Annotated in this window: 14 protein-coding genes and 2 tRNA genes; 3 read left to right on the top strand and 13 right to left on the bottom strand. The window is 60.3% G+C overall.

The genetic code is table 11. The annotated features are described in order from the left end of the window. Positions 1 to 90 precede the first annotated feature (90 nt). Entirely contained in the window at positions 91 to 555 is a 465-nt protein-coding gene (locus IV098_RS08485) for a DoxX family protein (RefSeq protein WP_296888062.1), read from the bottom strand. Positions 556 to 623: 68 nt separating this feature from the next. Between IV098_RS08485 and IV098_RS08480 the strand changes: the two genes are divergently transcribed. From IV098_RS08480 to IV098_RS08470, 3 genes are read left to right on the top strand one after another with little or no spacing between them, the layout of a single operon-like run. Next, positions 624 to 2,090 (top strand): YdiU family protein, encoded by a 1,467-nt coding sequence (locus IV098_RS08480; protein WP_296888060.1) that lies wholly within the window; start codon positions 624 to 626, stop codon positions 2,088 to 2,090. Then, complete coding sequence (locus IV098_RS08475) at positions 2,087 to 2,803, top strand: hypothetical protein (RefSeq protein ID WP_296888058.1); 717 nt, start codon at positions 2,087 to 2,089, stop codon at positions 2,801 to 2,803. The genes IV098_RS08480 and IV098_RS08475 overlap by 4 nt, the downstream gene beginning before the upstream one ends. Before the next feature lies 1 nt (position 2,804). Continuing rightward, positions 2,805 to 3,482: a DUF6499 domain-containing protein gene (locus IV098_RS08470; protein ID WP_296888056.1), complete on the top strand. Its 678-nt coding sequence runs from the start codon at positions 2,805 to 2,807 to the stop codon at positions 3,480 to 3,482. 60 nt (positions 3,483 to 3,542) lie between these two features. Here the strand turns inward: IV098_RS08470 and IV098_RS08465 are convergent, their stop codons facing one another. The 12 genes from IV098_RS08465 to IV098_RS08410 form a co-directional block, all read right to left on the bottom strand. Beyond that, positions 3,543 to 4,127 carry a Fe-Mn family superoxide dismutase gene (locus tag IV098_RS08465; RefSeq protein WP_296888054.1) on the bottom strand — a complete coding sequence of 195 codons (585 nt, stop codon included), beginning with the start codon at positions 4,125 to 4,127 and terminating at the stop codon, positions 3,543 to 3,545. Between the two features lie 137 nt (positions 4,128 to 4,264). Continuing rightward, positions 4,265 to 4,341: transfer RNA gene (locus tag IV098_RS08460), tRNA-Pro, on the bottom strand. Positions 4,342 to 4,388: 47 nt separating this feature from the next. Then, entirely contained in the window at positions 4,389 to 4,754 is a 366-nt protein-coding gene (locus IV098_RS08455) for a MerR family transcriptional regulator (protein WP_296888052.1), read from the bottom strand. Beyond that, entirely contained in the window at positions 4,732 to 5,043 is a 312-nt protein-coding gene (locus IV098_RS08450; RefSeq protein WP_296888153.1) for an integration host factor subunit alpha, read from the bottom strand. The genes IV098_RS08455 and IV098_RS08450 overlap by 23 nt, the downstream gene beginning before the upstream one ends. 42 nt (positions 5,044 to 5,085) lie before the next feature. After that, complete coding sequence (gene pheT, locus IV098_RS08445; RefSeq protein ID WP_296888050.1) at positions 5,086 to 7,431, bottom strand: phenylalanine--tRNA ligase subunit beta; 2,346 nt, start codon at positions 7,429 to 7,431, stop codon at positions 5,086 to 5,088. A 16-nt stretch (positions 7,432 to 7,447) separates the two neighbouring features. After that, a complete protein-coding gene (gene pheS, locus IV098_RS08440) occupies positions 7,448 to 8,467 on the bottom strand; it encodes a phenylalanine--tRNA ligase subunit alpha (RefSeq protein ID WP_296888048.1) in 1,020 nt (339 codons plus the stop codon). A 68-nt stretch (positions 8,468 to 8,535) separates the two neighbouring features. After that, positions 8,536 to 8,895, bottom strand: coding sequence for a 50S ribosomal protein L20 (gene rplT / locus IV098_RS08435; RefSeq protein WP_296888046.1), 360 nt, complete (start codon positions 8,893 to 8,895; stop codon positions 8,536 to 8,538). 13 nt (positions 8,896 to 8,908) lie between these two features. Beyond that, positions 8,909 to 9,106, bottom strand: a complete 198-nt coding sequence (gene rpmI, locus IV098_RS08430) for a 50S ribosomal protein L35 (RefSeq protein WP_296888044.1) — start codon at positions 9,104 to 9,106, stop codon at positions 8,909 to 8,911. 167 nt (positions 9,107 to 9,273) lie between these two features. Beyond that, entirely contained in the window at positions 9,274 to 9,798 is a 525-nt protein-coding gene (gene infC / locus IV098_RS08425) for a translation initiation factor IF-3 (protein WP_296888151.1), read from the bottom strand. A 90-nt stretch (positions 9,799 to 9,888) separates the two neighbouring features. Beyond that, on the bottom strand, positions 9,889 to 11,796 hold the full coding sequence (gene thrS, locus IV098_RS08420; RefSeq protein WP_296888042.1) for a threonine--tRNA ligase: 1,908 nt from the start codon (positions 11,794 to 11,796) through the stop codon (positions 9,889 to 9,891). A gap of 168 nt (positions 11,797 to 11,964) precedes the next feature. Further along, a tRNA-Val gene (locus tag IV098_RS08415) sits at positions 11,965 to 12,041 on the bottom strand. 83 nt (positions 12,042 to 12,124) lie between these two features. After that, entirely contained in the window at positions 12,125 to 13,594 is a 1,470-nt protein-coding gene (locus IV098_RS08410; protein ID WP_296888040.1) for an AAA family ATPase, read from the bottom strand. Positions 13,595 to 13,596: the final 2 nt, after the last annotated feature.

The following is a 13,596-nucleotide window of genomic DNA, read 5'->3' as shown; positions in this document are numbered from 1 at the left end:
CAAACAGGTCTGCAGGCAAAATTAGCTTCTGCCAATATACATCACAAAACAAGATGCTTCTATCCTGTTTTATTGGTTGTTGCCTGAAAATCAGCGACCATAAAGCTGGCGCAGACTATGGTCGATCGACAGCTTTCCCGGGCCAGACAAGACCAGTGGAATCAGCATCGTCAGATACATCAAGGGCAGCTTGAAGCCGTTGTCGCAGACGTTGTAGCCGTTGCCCGCATGGACGGCCTGCCAGGCGACGACATCCAGGATCAGCAGAGAAAATGCCCAGAAACGCGTGCCCAGCCCCAGAACCAGCATGACGGGGCCGATCAGTTCGGTCCAGGTCGACAGGAACCAGCTGGCATCCACCGGCACCATGCTGAACGGAAACGGGAATTGCGACTGGATATCGCCGAACCAGTTGTCGCCGCGAAACTTTTCCACCCCGGACTGCCAGAACTCGTAGGCCAGCAGCAGCCGCAGGCCGAGCATTCCCAGCCAGCCGCCCAGATTGTCAAGAATAGTGAGGCCACGCGTGGCGCAGGTTTTGACGCTAGTGATCATGTTGTTCTCCTGAATAAGCCTGTTGTCGGCCGGGTCGTTCAAACCTTACAAAGCCTTAAAATCGAAGCATGGCAAAATTTGAATCGCTCACTTTCGACAACGGCTTTGCCCGTCTGCCCGAAGCGTATTTTTCGCGCGTCTGCCCGACCCCGGTTCCCGATCCCTATCTGGTTTGCTACAGCCCGGAAGCGCTGGCGCTGCTCGATCTGGATGCCAGCGAAATAACGCGCCCCGAGACGATCCAGACGCTGGCAGGCAACCAGCTGCTGCCCGGGATGGATGCGCTGGCCGCGCTGTATGCCGGCCACCAGTTCGGTCATTTTGTGCCGCAGCTGGGCGACGGCCGGGCGATCCTGCTGGGCGAGGTGAAAAACGCAGCGGGCGAGGGCTGGGAACTGCAGCTAAAGGGTGCCGGGCGCACGCCCTATTCGCGCGGTGGCGACGGCCGCGCGGTGCTGCGTTCGAGCATCCGCGAATTCCTTTGCTCGGAAGCGATGCATGCGCTCGGCATTCCCACCACCCGCGCGCTGTGCATCGTCGGCAGCGACCGCCCGGTCTATCGCGAGGACGAGGAAACCGCGGCGCTGGTGACGCGTCTGGCACCGAGCTTCGTGCGCTTCGGCTCGTTCGAGGTGTTTTATTACCGCAACCAGATCGAGCCGATCAGGCATCTCGCCGACTACGTCATCGCGCGCTACTACCCGGAGCTGGCGACGCGCGCCGAACCCTATGCCGAACTGCTGCGCGAGGTCGCGCGTCGTACCGCCGAACTGATGGCGCAATGGCAGGCGGTGGGCTTTTCGCACGGGGTGATGAACACCGACAACATGTCGATCCTCGGCCTCACGCTGGACTACGGCCCGTTCGGTTTTCTCGACGCGTTCGACCCCGGCTACATCTGCAACCATTCCGACACCGGCGGCCGTTACGCCTTCGACCAGCAGCCGGACGTGGCGGCGTGGAATATCACCAAGCTGGCGCAAACGCTGGTGCCGCTGCTATCGGTGGAAACCGCCTCCGCTGCAATTGCCGACTATCCGCAGCAATTCGGCCAGGCCTATGTCGCGCGCATGGCCGCAAAGTTCGGCCTGCCCGCCAGCGGCGAGACGGTACCGCTCTTGATGGATGCACTACAACTGCTGGCGCAGAACCACGTCGATTACACGATCTTCATGCGCCGCCTGGGCGATTTCGACAGCGCGACAGCGGCCAGCAACGCGCCGCTGCGCGACCTGTTCCTCGACCGCGCCGGCTTCGACGCCTGGGCGCTGCGCTATGCAGCCGCGCTACGCCAACAGGGTTCGGACGACACCGCGCGCGGCCAGGGGATGCGCGCGGTCAATCCCAAATACATCCTGCGCAACCATCTGGCTGAAGTGGCCATCCGCCGTGCGGCGGACGAACGCGACTACAGCGAAATCAACCGGCTGCACCGGTTGCTGGCCCGCCCGTTCGACGAGCAACCAGAAAACGCCGCCTATGCTGCCGAGCCGCCTGACTGGGCACGAAAGATTGAGGTAAGCTGCTCTTCGTGAAACGGACCGCCTTCGCCTGCCTGATAACCCTTCCCCTGATTGCCTGCAGCGGGCACACCATTCAGCGCAAGGACGGCAGTAGCAGCGTACGCAGTTTCAGCATCAAGGATCTGGCCAAGAGCGATGTCGACAGCGTGGTCGAAATCCACCAGCAGGAAGCTATCGCCAGTCTCAAGGCGCTCACGGTCAAGCTCTATCGCTGCAATCCGGACGAATGGAAAAAATCCGGTTACGCCAGCGCCGACGCAGCCACCGCCGCACCGTTCAAAGCCCTGCCCTACTGGCACCTGTCTCCGCATAAAGACCTGGACTGGAAGGACTTGCTGACCCAGGCGAGCCGCTGGGATTTTTCCGGCGACCGGGTGATGGCGATGATGAACGGGCTGCTGATCATGAACATGGCTGCCTACAATCACCAAACCGAGTTCTATCTGCTCTCCGAACTGGACGCGCAGAAGTTTTACAACGCAGCGCGCAACACCGAATATGTCGCGTGGGAGCTTGCCACCACGCGCCGCGATCAAGACGGCTTGCTGCTGCTCGTATCCGACACGCCCGGCAAAAAAAGCTCGAGCGATCTCAGCATAGAGCGCGAATTCGGCAAGCTCATCGGCATCCAGGACACGCTGGCCAAAGTCATCGAAGACAAGAGCAACCGCGCGATCCGCTTTGGCGTGGTCAACGCCGCCGGCACGCTGTTCCTGCCGATCTGACATGGACGATGATGTTCACTACACGAAGCTGACGCGTGACCAGTGGGCCTGGGAATTCCTGCGCCGCAACCCCGCTTATCAAGCCGATTACCGCCAGTTCATCGCCCTGTGGCACGCACTCGAAACCGACTACGGCGCCCCGCCCCATCGCGATTACCCGCGCTGGAAACTCGACCCGCGCGCTTATGGACCGCTGCCGGGCAACGACGCCGTGGATCAGCCCACGGGCGAACTCTGCATTGCTGAAAACGACCGGGTCCTGCTCGAATGCTGGATGGGTGCGAAATGGGGGTTCTACAAATTTCCACTCGATCCGCAACGCCCCGTTCCACCTGGCCCCGACGAGCTGGCATGGCGGCCGCCACCTGCAAACACTGCGCCACTTGACCCGGCTTACCGGCTGGACATCAGCTTCGATCTGTCACTGCCCTTGCCGCCGCAACTGGACGCCGCGAAATTCCGCCTCGTCAGCCGCGCGACTGAACTGCGCCGCAACGGGCTGACCGCACCGAAAATGGTAGCCAATCAGCGCGTACGCTGGGTACAGATGCTGCGTCGGCTGGATGCACAAACGGCAGGTGATTCGGTGGTCGATGAAGACGACGCATTCCTGCAGGAAGCGCTGGCCATGGTACGCGGAGGCTATCTGGACATCCTGCGGCTTGCCGACGCGGAATGAGCGCACAAATAAAAACCGGGGCTGAATGCCCCGGTTTCGATTTCACGGTCTGGCCAAGACTCAGGCGAAATTCGCTTCCGCAAACTTCCAGTTCACCAGATTGTTGAGGAAGGTCTCAACGAACTTGGGACGCATATTGCGATAGTCGATGTAGTAGGCGTGCTCCCACACGTCGACGCACAGCAGGGCCTTGTCGCCGGTGGTCAGCGGGGTGCCGGCGGCGCCCATGTTGACGATGTCGACCGAACCGTCGGCCTTTTTCACCAGCCAGGTCCAGCCGGAACCGAAGTTGCCGACGGCGCTGGTCTGGAACGCGGTCTTGAACGCATCGAAGCTGCCCCACTTGGCGTTGATGGCATCCGCCAGCGCGCCGCTGGGTGCGCCGCCGCCGTTGGGCGTCAGGCAGTTCCAGAAGAAGGTGTGGTTCCACACCTGGGCGGAATTGTTGTAGACGCCGCCGGCAGGCGCGCTCTTGATGATGTCCTCAAGCGACTTGCTCTCGAAGTCGGTTCCCTTGATCAGGTTGTTGAGGTTGGTGACGTAGGCCTGATGGTGCTTGGCGTAGTGGTATTCGAAGGTTTCCTTGGACATGTGCGGTGCGAGCGCATCCATGGCAAAGGGCAGTGCGGGCAAGGTGTGTTCCATAACTCTCTCCTGATATTGAACAAACGGCTACAAACTGTGACGACCCAACGTTACATCCAAGGTGTGACAACACGCGACACCTTAAAGAACACTTTAAAGAAAAAGGGCCGGTCTGAGCCGGCCCTTTCTTATATTTGTGGTCGGGACGAGAGGATTTGAACCTCCGACCACTTGACCCCCAGTCAAGTGCGCTACCAGGCTGCGCTACGCCCCGACGAAGCCCGAGATTCTACCAGACAAGCGCCCCCTGACGGAAGCCAATCAGTCCAATATTTTCAGAATCGCTGAAATTTCGGCACGCAGTCCTGCAACGTCCAGGGCCGGTTTGGCCGCCGCAGGCGCTGATTCGGGGCCCAGCCCCGCCTCATGCTCAAGGCGCTGCCGCGCACCGCTGATGGTGAAACCTTCTTCGTACAGCAGTTCACGGATGCGGCGGATCAGCAAGACTTCGTGGTGCTGGTAATAACGACGGTTACCGCGTCGCTTGACCGGGCTCAGCTGGGTGAATTCCTGTTCCCAATAGCGCAGCACGTGGGCTTTGACTGCGCATAGCTCCGACATTTCACCAATGGTGAAATACCGTTTGGCCGGAATCGGCGGGAGTTCACTCCGGGATGGGCGTTCCAACTTGGGCGCCTTCCACCTGGGATTTGAGTTTCTGGCTGGCGTGGAACGTCACCACCCGACGCGCAGAGATCGGCATTTCTTCACCCGTTTTGGGGTTGCGTCCTGGCCGCTGCGGTTTTTCCCGGCATTGAAAATTGCCAAAACCAGACAATTTGACGATGTCGCCCTTTTCGAGCGACTGGCGTATTTCATCGAAAAAAGACTCGACGACGTCTTTCGCCTCGCGCTTGTTCAAACCCACTTTTTCGAACAGCAATTCGGCCAGATCAGCTTTGGTGAGGGTGGTCATACGTGTTGATAATTGGCGATGAACAGGCTTCAAAAATGCGCATCAAGTACGCAAACTGGCATTGCACTGATTGAGCGCGGTATCGACCAGTTTCTGCACTGCGTCGTCCACTTCCTGATCCGTCAATGTGCGTTGAGTATCTTGCATAACTACCCGGATAGCAAGGCTTTTTTGGTTTTCTGGCACGCCTTTCCCACGGTAATCGTCAAACACCTCGATCGACTGCACCTGGGGCAACGCCGCCTCGCGCAGGGCTGATAGCAAGACTCCGGCTGGCGTATTCACGTCCAGAACAAAGGCCAGATCGCGCCTGACCAGGGGGAAACGCGACAGGCTGGCGTGGCGCGGCACACTGCGTCGCGCGAGCACCGCGCTGTCGATCTCGAACAGGACAGGCGCGCCCGGCAGGTCAAAGGTTTGCACCAGACGCGGATGCAGCGTCCCCAGCCAGCCCACAGCCTTGCCATCGATCCACAGCTCGGCCGACTGCCCGGGATGCAGGGCCGGATGGGTGCCGCGCCGCGTATCCAGCGCATGGCCAAACAGGCGCTCCAGATCGCCCTTGATATCGAAGAAATCGGTTCGCCGCGCGGCCGCCCCCCACTGCTCGGGCTGCACGTCGCCATAGGCCAGACCGCCCAGCTTCATCGGCTGCTCAGCCAGCGACGCGTACACGCGCCCCATTTCGAAAATGCGCACACGCTCCTGCTGGCGGTTGAGATTGTGGCGCAGGGTTTCGAGCATGCCGCCCCACAAGGTGGTGCGCATCGCCGACAACTGGCTGGCGATGGGGTTGGCCAGCACAAGCGGACGCGCGTCGGCATCCAGCGCGCTCTCCCAGGCCGGATCGACAAAACTGTAGGTAATGACTTCCTGATAATCGAGATCGACCATTTTCTGCCGGATGACATCGTCAGCCAGCACGGTTTCATCCTGCGGCAGCATGCGCGAGGGCGCGGCCGGCGGCTGGGCGGGAATGTTGTCGTAGCCGTACAGGCGCACCGCCTCTTCGATCAGGTCTTCCTCGATCGTCAGGTCGAAGCGAAAGCTCGGCGGCGTCACGACAAACTGGTCCGCCTGCCGCTCAACCTGCGCGCCCAGCGCGAGTAGGCCGCGCTCGACCTGATCCGCATCCATCTCGATTCCCACCACGCGCTTCAGGCGAGCCAGGCGCAGGGTAATCGGCGCGCGCGACGGCAATGCAGCCAGCGCCTCGGTGATCGGCCCCGCCTGCCCGCCGCAGATATCGAGCAGCAATTCGGTTGCGCGCTCCATCGCCTGACGGCTCGCGCCAAAATCCACGCCACGCTCGAAGCGATGCGATGAATCCGTGGACAGGCCCAAACGCCGCGCGCGCCCGGCAATCGCCGCGGGCGCAAAGAAGGCCGCCTCGAGGAACACATCGGTCGTTTCGGCTTCCACACTGGTCGGCAGCCCACCCATGATGCCGGCCAGCGCGACCGGCCCACTGGCATCGGCGATCACCAGCATGTCGGGGGCTAATTCAGCCGTCTGGCCGTTGAGCAATGCCAGCTTTTCGCCCGTACGTGCCAGCCGCACCTCGATGCCACCATCGAGGCGCGGCAGGGAAAAGGCGTGCATCGGCTGCCCCAGCTCGAGCAGCACGTAATTGGTGATATCAACCGGCGCCAGCAAGGGACGGATCCCGCTGCGCTCCAGCCGCTCAGCCATCCACAGCGGTGTGGGCGCCTGGGCATTGATGCCGCGCACCACGCGCCCCAGATAAAGCGGGCAGGCTTCGCTGGCCACCACCTGCACTGGCAGGCTGTCCTGGATCTGCACGGGCGCATCGCTTATCTGCGGCAAGCGCGTCGGCGCGCCCGTAATCGCGCCGACCTCGCGCGCCAACCCTTGCATCGACAGGCAATCCGCGCGGTTGGGTGTCAGTTTCAGGGTAATCAGCGTGTCGTCCAGGTTGAGCCAGCTGCGGAAATCCGCGCCCACCGGCGCGTCTGCCGCCAGCACCATCAAGCCCTCAGCCGCGCCTTCCAGTCCAAGTTCTCTGGTTGAGCAGAGCATGCCGAAGGATTCGACACCGCGTACCTTGGCCACCTTGATTTCGATGCCGGGCAGCTTGGCACCCGGGCGCGCGCACGGCACTTTGAGACCAGCTGCAGCGTTGGGTGCGCCGCACACGATGGTGACCGGATGGGCTTCGCCTACATCGACCTGACAGACGCGCAGGCGGTCGGCGTCGGGGTGTTTTTCAGCCGACAGGATTTCGGCCACCAGCACATTGCTGAACGGCGGCGCAACCGGGGCCAGCGCCTCCACTTCCAGTCCGGCCATTGTCACGGCGTGAGCCAGTTGAGCGGTGTCGAGCGCGGGATTAACGAGATTGCGCAACCAGGATTCAGGAAATTGCATGATGAATGCGCTCTAGTTAATTGAATTTCTTGAGAAATCTAAGGTCGTTCTCGAAGAACAACCGCAAGTCATCGACGCCATAGCGCAGCATGGCCAGACGCTCGACTCCGAGGCCAAAGGCGAAGCCGACGAAGCGTTCGGTATCGATTTCAACGTGCCTGAACACATTGGGGTGCACCATGCCGCAGCCCAGTACTTCCAGCCAACCGGTATGCGAACACACCCGGCAACCGTCGCCGCCGCACATCACGCAACCGATATCCATTTCAGCAGAGGGTTCGGTGAACGGGAAAAACGAAGGACGGAAACGCACCGGCAAATCATCGCGCTCGAAAAAGTTGCGCATGAAGTCGGCCAGCACGCCTTTGAGGTCGGCGAACGAAACCGACTCGTCCACCCACAGCCCTTCGACCTGATGGAACATCGGCGTATGCGTGACATCGGAATCGCAGCGATATACCCGACCCGGCGCGATGATGCGCAACGGCGGCTGGTTCGTCTGCATGTAGCGCACCTGGACCGGCGAGGTATGGGTACGCAGCAAGCCCTCGGTCTGCAGATAAAAGGTATCGTGCATGGCGCGCGCCGGATGGTCTTCCGGAATGTTCAATGCAGTGAAATTGTAGAAATCCGTTTCGATCTCCGGGCCGGTCGCCACTTCGAAACCGATCGAGCGGAACAGCGCCTGAATCCGCGTCAGGGTGCGTGAAACCGGGTGCAGCCCGCCATGCGACAGCCCACGCCCCGGCAAACTCACGTCCAGGGTTTCGGCTGCCAGCTGGCGGTCCAGTTCGGCCTGCTGGAGGTCGTCTCGACAGGCCTTGAGGGCCGCTTCCACAGCCTGCTTGGCCTCATTGATGCGCGCGCCCGCCGTTTTGCGCTCATCCGCAGGCATCGCACCCAGGCTTTTCAGCAGTTCCGTCAGCTGGCCACTCTTGCCCAGATAGACCGCCTTGACCTGCTCCAGTGCAGGCAAGTCGGAGCAGGACCGAATCGCGGTAAGGGCATCAGCAACGATTTCGTTGGGATTTCGCATGGCGTGTTCTCAATTAATTCACAAACAAAAAAAGGCCTTGCGGCCTTTTTTTGTTACTGACTGTCAGCTCAGGCTGCCAGCTTGGCCTTGACCTGATCGACGATCTTGGCAAAAGCGTCCTTGTCGAAAATTGCGATGTCGGACAACACCTTGCGGTCGATGCCGATTTCGGCGCGCGACAGGCCGTTCATGAACACGCTGTAGGTCAGGCCGTGTTGACGCGAAGCCGCGTTGATACGGGCGATCCACAATGCGCGGAACTGGCGCTTGCGCTGACGACGGTCGCGATACTGGTACTGACCGGCTTTCATCACCGCTTCGTTGGCGACGCGGAATACGTTCTTGCGACGGCCGCGATAGCCTTTGGCAGCGTTGATGATTCTCTTGTGACTGGCTCGGGCGGTTACACCCCGTTTGACGCGTGGCATCTAAATCTCTCCTTTATGCGTAGGGCAACATGCGCGAAATCGCTTTGTGGTCGCTGGCATTGACTGTTTCCATGCCGCGCAACTGACGCTTACGCTTGGTGCTCTTCTTGGTGAGAATGTGACGCATGAACGCGTGCGAGCGCTTGAACTTGCCGCTGCCCAGCGCGCGGAACCGCTTGGCGGCGCCGCTCTTGCTTTTCATCTTAGGCATGATGCTTCCTTTTATCTCATGCGGCCAGGTGATCCCACGGTGTGGAATGCTTCACCAACCCGACTGCACGTATTGTGTGGCGCTTTAGTCCCCAGCTTGAACCACCGGGGACAGAGACACGCCGGTCTCGTATTCATCTGCATTCAATCGAATACAGAAAAACAACCTCAAATTTTCTTTTTCGGCGCCAGCATCATCACCAACTGGCGGCCTTCCATCTTGGGGAACTGCTCAACGATCGCAATTTCGGCCAGATCGGTGGACACGCGTCGCAACTGGGCCATGCCGATTTCCTGGTGCGCCATTTCGCGGCCCCGGAAACGCAACGTGATCTTGGTCTTGTCGCCTTCTTCGAGAAACTTGGTCAGGTTGCGCAGCTTAATCTGGTAGTCGCCTTCATCCGTTGCCGGTCGAAACTTGATTTCCTTGATCTGCACCTGCTTTTGCTTGAGCTTGGCTTCGTGCTGCTTCTTGCTTTCCTGGTACTTGAACTTGCCGTAGTCCATGATTTTTGCGACCGGCGGCTGTGCCGTCGGCGCAATTTCAACCAGATCCAGATCAGCCTCTTCCGCCTGACGCAGCGCATCGACAATTTTCACGATGCCAAGCTGCTCGCCTTCCACACCGACCAAACGCACTTCCGGGCATGTAATTTCCCCGTTGATGCGTGTCTGTTTCTTTTCTGTTGCGATGAGCCGTTCTCCAAAACATCACCCGGAATCTGCCGGGGCAAAAATGCAAACAAGGCGCGGGTTCCACCCCAGCGCCTTGTCTGACCTATCCTATTGGCGCGCCACGATGTCTGCTTTCAGGCGCGCTATCAAGTCATCCAAACCGAGCTGCCCCAAGTCCTGGTTGCCGCGGGCCCGGACGGAAACTGCACGGGTTTCCATTTCCTTGTCGCCCACGACCAGCAGATACGGCAGCTTCTGCAAGCTATGTTCGCGGATTTTATAGGTAATTTTGTTGTTACTCAAGTCCGACGTGGCGCGGATCCCGGCGGCGCGCAACTGCTTCACGACTTCGAGCGCGTAATCGGCCTGCTTGTCGCTGATATTGAGCACCATGGCCTGCACCGGCGCCAGCCACGCCGGGAAATTGCCCGCGTGGTGCTCGATCAGGATGCCGATGAAGCGCTCCATCGAACCGAGAATCGCGCGATGCAGCATCACCGGCGGTTTGCGGCTGTTGTCCTCATCGACAAATTCGGCGCCCAACCGCACCGGCAAATTGAAATCCAGCTGAATCGTGCCGCACTGCCACAGGCGGCCGAGCGTGTCTTTCAGCGTGAACTCGATCTTGGGGCCGTAGAACGCGCCTTCGCCCGGCTGCAGGTCGTAGGCCAGCCCGTTTTTGTCCAGCGCCGCGGCCAGCGCGGCTTCGGCGACGTCCCACGACTCGTCCGACCCCACCCGCTTGTCCGGCCGGGTCGACAACTTGACCAGCACGTCGCTGAAACCGAAGTCGGCATACACCTTTTGCAGCATGACGATGAAATCGGCCACTTCCGGCTCGATCTGCTCTTCGGTGCAGAAGATGTGGGCGTCGTCCTGGGTAAAGCCGCGCACCCGCATGATGCCGTGCAGTGCGCCCGAAGGTTCGTTGCGGTGGCAGGAGCCGAACTCGGCCAGCCGCAGCGGCAGATCGCGGTAGGAATGCAGGCCGCTATTGAAAATCTGTACGTGACCGGGACAGTTCATCGGTTTCACCGCGTAGTCGCGGTTCTCCGACGACGTCGTGAACATGTTGTCGCGATAGTTGTCCCAATGGCCGGATTTTTCCCACAGGCTGCGGTCCATTACCGCCGGGGTGCGCACTTCCTGGTAGCCATACTCGACAAATTTCTGCCGCATGTATTGCTCGATCTGCTGCCACACGATCCAGCCTTTGGGGTGCCAGAACACCATGCCCGGCGCCTCTTCCTGCATGTGCAGCAGATCGAGCTGCTTGGCGAGGCGGCGGTGATCGCGCTTCTCGGCCTCCTCCAGCCGATACAGATAGGCTTCCAGATCTTCCTTCTTCGCCCACGCCGTGCCGTACACGCGCTGCAGCATTTCGTTCTTGCTGTCGCCGCGCCAATAGGCGCCGGCCAGCTTCATCAGCTTGAAATGCTTGAGCTTGCCGGTCGACGGCACGTGCGGGCCGCGGCACAGGTCGATGAAATCGCCTTCGCGATAGAGCGAGATATCCTCGTTGCTCGGGATCGACGCGATGATCTCGGCCTTGTACGCCTCGCCCATGTCCCGGAAGAAAGTCACGGCCTCGTCGCGCAGCATCACGCTGCGGGTCACCGGAGTATCCTGCTTGGCCAACTCAGCCATTTTCTTTTCGATAGCGGCCAGATCGTCCGGCGTAAAGGGGCGCTTGTAGGCAAAGTCGTAGTAAAAACCATCTTCAATAACCGGACCGATGGTCACCTGCGCGTCGGGGTACAGCGACTTCACTGCATAGGCCAGCAGGTGCGCAGTCGAATGGCGAATCATGTCGAGGCCGTCGGCATCCTTGTCGGTGACAATCGCCAGCGCCGCGTCGGCATCGATGAGATGACTGGTATCGACCAGCTCGCCATTCACCCGCCCGGCGAGCGCTGCCTTGGCCAGGCCGGCGCCGATGCTGGATGCAACCTGGGCGACCGTGACCGGCGCATCGAACTGCCGGACCGAACCATCGGGAAGCGTGACGTTAACCATGACCCAAACTCCAGAATGAAAAAAAGCGCGGACTGCCCGCGCTTTTAGATACTACAAGAAGATGCTTGATGTTTTGTGAACTGCAATGCGCCAGTGTTTATCCAGTGACCCACTTGCTAGTTCGCAGCGACATCGTGTATCCCCAAGGTCATCCCGACCCATAAATATTGGTAGGCGCGAATGGACTCGAACCATCGACCCCCACCATGTCAAGGTGGTGCTCTAACCAGCTGAGCTACGCGCCTAATGCGGGGCGCATCTTAACCGAAACACGCAGGACGTGTCGAGAAAAACCCGTAAACAAGGATATTTTCACTGGCCACCCCGGTCAGTCGACCATGACACAGCGCTGCTGTGCCCACCCGCGCAAACGCTCAAAATCTTCAGCACGGATCACCGAGAGCGGCCGCGTTTGCATCAGTTCGCTTTCAACATGGGCATGCATGAGCGGCCCGTTTGCTGCCAGGGCGGCATATTGGGCGGCAATAATGGCCTGCTCGATTTCTGCGCCCGAATACCCCTCGCTGTGCTCGATCAATCGGGCCATCTGGAAGTGGGCCGGGTCGAGGCCGCGTTTTTTCAGATGTAGCGAGAAAATTACCTCGCGCACGGGGCCCGATGGCAAATCCACGAAAAACAGTTCGTCGAAACGCCCTTTGCGCAGCAATTCGGGAGGCAATTTGCTGATGTCGTTCGCCGTTGCGACCACGAAGACCGACGTGTCGCGCTCGCTCATCCAGGTCAGCAGGGTGCCCAGGATGCGCTGCGAAATGCCATCGTCGGCATCGCCTGCCGAGAGGCCTTTCTCGATCTCGTCCATCCAGAGCAGGCACGGCGCCATACGCGACGCCTCATCCAGAGCCTGGCGCAGATTCTTTTCGGTTTCGCCGATGTATTTGTTGTAGAGCGTCGCGAAATCCAGACGCAACAACGGCAGCTTCCAGCTACCCGCCACCGCTTTGGCCACCAGGCTTTTCCCCGCGCCCTGCACGCCGAGCAGCAAGATGCCCTTGGGCATCGGCAGACCCGGAGCAAGCGCCGGGTTCTGGAAAACCGCCTGGCGTTGCGCGATCCAGGTCTTCAGACGGGCAAAGCCGCCGACCTGATCCAGCGTGACGTCGGGCAAGGTCATTTCCAGCGAGCCGGCCTGCTGATCCTGCTTGAAACGCGCAATGCGTTTGGCGTCATTGAGGTTGAGTTCGCCGTCCACGCTGATTGCCTGGCGGATCAGGCGTTGCGCCTCTTCCTCGCCGAGCCCGGCAAGCTGATGAACCAGAATGGGCAAGCTTTCCCGGTCCAGCACCAGTTGGCGACGCGATTCGCGCTGCCAGCGTTCAATCTCTTCTTTCAGCAAACTGCGCACCCGGTCTGCCGTAATGCCCAGCATCGCAATGCGCGCCGACATGCGCGCAAGCTCGGAGGGCAGCTCAAGACGGGGGCTCACGAACAACAGCGTGCGATCCCGGCGGTAATGATCGAAGGCAATTTCACGCACCAGGCGCGTATTCAGCGGGTTATCGAAAAACGGATGCGCATCGAGGAAGACGTACAGACCGTTTTGCGGTGTGGCATCGACATGCTTCAGGGCATCGGTGAATTCACTGGTGTTGTAGACGGCGTTCGTCTCCGTACTGCGTTTGAGGCCGTCCGCCAGGCTCCACAAAAACAGCGGGACATTCCGCGCATTGCAGATCTCGCGCAAGCGCGCCAAGACCCGCGACTCTTCGTGCGTCTCGCAGAGCAGGATCGGAAAACGCGCATCCAGCAGCGCGTTGAAATCGTCATTGAACTGGGGCATGG

It is taken from the genome of Thiobacillus sp., from assembly GCF_018780105.1.
Classification (GTDB): Bacteria; Pseudomonadota; Gammaproteobacteria; order Burkholderiales; family Thiobacillaceae; genus Thiobacillus.
The sequence above is the reverse complement of the archived record's forward strand: the minus strand, read 5'-3'. Positions and strand labels throughout refer to the sequence as shown.

What these genes read in the sequence shown, in the direction of transcription:
- IV098_RS08410 (WP_296888040.1), bottom strand. Translation starts at nt 13,594, where the DNA reads ATGCCCCAGTTCAATGACGATTTCAACGCGCTGCTGGATGCGCGTTTT.
- IV098_RS08470 (WP_296888056.1), top strand. Translation starts at nt 2,805, where the DNA reads ATGGACGATGATGTTCACTACACGAAGCTGACGCGTGACCAGTGGGCC.
- rplT (WP_296888046.1), bottom strand. Translation starts at nt 8,895, where the DNA reads ATGCCACGCGTCAAACGGGGTGTAACCGCCCGAGCCAGTCACAAGAGA.
- IV098_RS08485 (WP_296888062.1), bottom strand. Translation starts at nt 555, where the DNA reads ATGATCACTAGCGTCAAAACCTGCGCCACGCGTGGCCTCACTATTCTT.
- rpmI (WP_296888044.1), bottom strand. Translation starts at nt 9,106, where the DNA reads ATGCCTAAGATGAAAAGCAAGAGCGGCGCCGCCAAGCGGTTCCGCGCG.
- IV098_RS08480 (WP_296888060.1), top strand. Translation starts at nt 624, where the DNA reads ATGGCAAAATTTGAATCGCTCACTTTCGACAACGGCTTTGCCCGTCTG.
- IV098_RS08450 (WP_296888153.1), bottom strand. Translation starts at nt 5,043, where the DNA reads ATGACCACCCTCACCAAAGCTGATCTGGCCGAATTGCTGTTCGAAAAA.
- pheS (WP_296888048.1), bottom strand. Translation starts at nt 8,467, where the DNA reads ATGCGAAATCCCAACGAAATCGTTGCTGATGCCCTTACCGCGATTCGG.
- pheT (WP_296888050.1), bottom strand. Translation starts at nt 7,431, where the DNA reads ATGCAATTTCCTGAATCCTGGTTGCGCAATCTCGTTAATCCCGCGCTC.
- thrS (WP_296888042.1), bottom strand. Translation starts at nt 11,796, where the DNA reads ATGGTTAACGTCACGCTTCCCGATGGTTCGGTCCGGCAGTTCGATGCG.
- IV098_RS08465 (WP_296888054.1), bottom strand. Translation starts at nt 4,127, where the DNA reads ATGGAACACACCTTGCCCGCACTGCCCTTTGCCATGGATGCGCTCGCA.